Here is a 1,126-nt window from a genome sequence, read left to right on the forward strand (position 1 = left end):
CGTTAGCCAGCGCGACTTAATCTCAAGTGTAATAATATCCAACATCGAGGAGTTGGAAAGATGAACACAGTGATTACCATTCCTCTGGATGCAGATACAGCGAGACTTTACAGTCAAATTCCTGCTGACCTGCAAAGAAAGTTTCAGTTGTTACTTAACCTTTGGCTGCGCGACCTCATCGTACCACCGCGTCCCCTTCAGGTTGTCATAGATGAAATCAGCCAAAAAGCACAGGAGCGTGGCTTAACTCCTGAGATACTGGAATCTCTGCTGAATGTCGAGTGAACCATGCTTTGTTTTTGATACCAATGTTGTTATCAGTGCGCTCCTGTTGAGATGTTCTGTCACTCGTCAAGTCTTTGACAGGGCAACACAGAGAGGCAAATTGCTTATCTCACGTGTGACCGTTGAAGAATTGAGCGATGTCCTGCGGCGCAAAGGATTTGAAAGGTATATAACCGAGGAAGAACGGATGGAGTTCTTGAGCACTTTTGTTAGAGATGGCGTCTTGGTGGAGATTGTAGAGCGCGTGGCGACGTGTCGTGATCCCAAAGACGACAAGTTTCTTGAACTGGCTGTTAATGGCAAGGCAAGATGTGCGTGCCGTTAGATGTACCCAGAGACAAGATGATGAGCAAGCTCAAATGCCCTCATTGCGGGAACCCAGGGATCCCTGTCCTCTGCAAGGTGTGCCTCGGCTCAACTGTGCCTGCGACCTGCAAAGCGTTATGAATCTTTGTTTGAGTCGTAATTGAGAGGAAATAGGTGAGCTATAATTCCTAATGGACTTTTCTTTTCATTGCAGGTTGGGTAATGCAAAAACAGGAAGTCCTTACATTACTGGCAAATCACCAGAACACTCTGAAGGACTTTGGCGTAAAGTCTCTAATGCTCTTTGGTTCAGTAGCAAGGGATGAAGCGCAAACAGACAGTGATATCGATCTGCTAGTAGAGTTTGACCGTCCAGTTGGATTGTTCACTTTTGTACGCTTGAAACGATATCTAGAGGAAATTTTAGAGAGTCCGGTTGATCTAGGTACGCCTGACTCCCTCAAGCCCTATCTGCAAGAATCCGTTCTCCGGGAGGTGGTTCGTGCCTTCTAGAGATTGGCAGAACAGAGTAAGA

The 1,126-nt window shown here is 46.4% G+C and carries 3 protein-coding genes; all 3 read left to right on the forward strand.

Annotated features, from left to right (window positions below; genetic code table 11):
• Window positions 1–60 precede the first annotated feature (60 nt).
• Window positions 61–285, forward strand: coding sequence for a hypothetical protein (locus NW820_RS12590; RefSeq protein ID WP_414329510.1), 225 nt, complete (start codon window positions 61–63; stop codon window positions 283–285).
• Window positions 275–610, forward strand: a complete 336-nt coding sequence (locus NW820_RS12595; RefSeq protein WP_414407669.1) for a putative toxin-antitoxin system toxin component, PIN family — start codon at window positions 275–277, stop codon at window positions 608–610. Before NW820_RS12590 ends, NW820_RS12595 begins: the two co-directional genes overlap by 11 nt.
• A gap of 203 nt (window positions 611–813) precedes the next feature.
• Window positions 814–1,104 (forward strand): nucleotidyltransferase family protein, encoded by a 291-nt coding sequence (locus tag NW820_RS12600; RefSeq protein WP_414329506.1) that lies wholly within the window; start codon window positions 814–816, stop codon window positions 1,102–1,104.
• Window positions 1,105–1,126: the final 22 nt, after the last annotated feature.

Source organism: Synechococcus sp. R55.7 (assembly GCF_047461955.1).
Classification (GTDB): Bacteria; Cyanobacteriota; Cyanobacteriia; order Thermostichales; family Thermostichaceae; genus Thermostichus.

What these genes read in the sequence shown, in the direction of transcription:
- NW820_RS12590 (WP_414329510.1), top strand. Translation starts at nt 61, where the DNA reads ATGAACACAGTGATTACCATTCCTCTGGATGCAGATACAGCGAGACTT.
- NW820_RS12595 (WP_414407669.1), top strand. Translation starts at nt 275, where the DNA reads ATGTCGAGTGAACCATGCTTTGTTTTTGATACCAATGTTGTTATCAGT.
- NW820_RS12600 (WP_414329506.1), top strand. Translation starts at nt 814, where the DNA reads ATGCAAAAACAGGAAGTCCTTACATTACTGGCAAATCACCAGAACACT.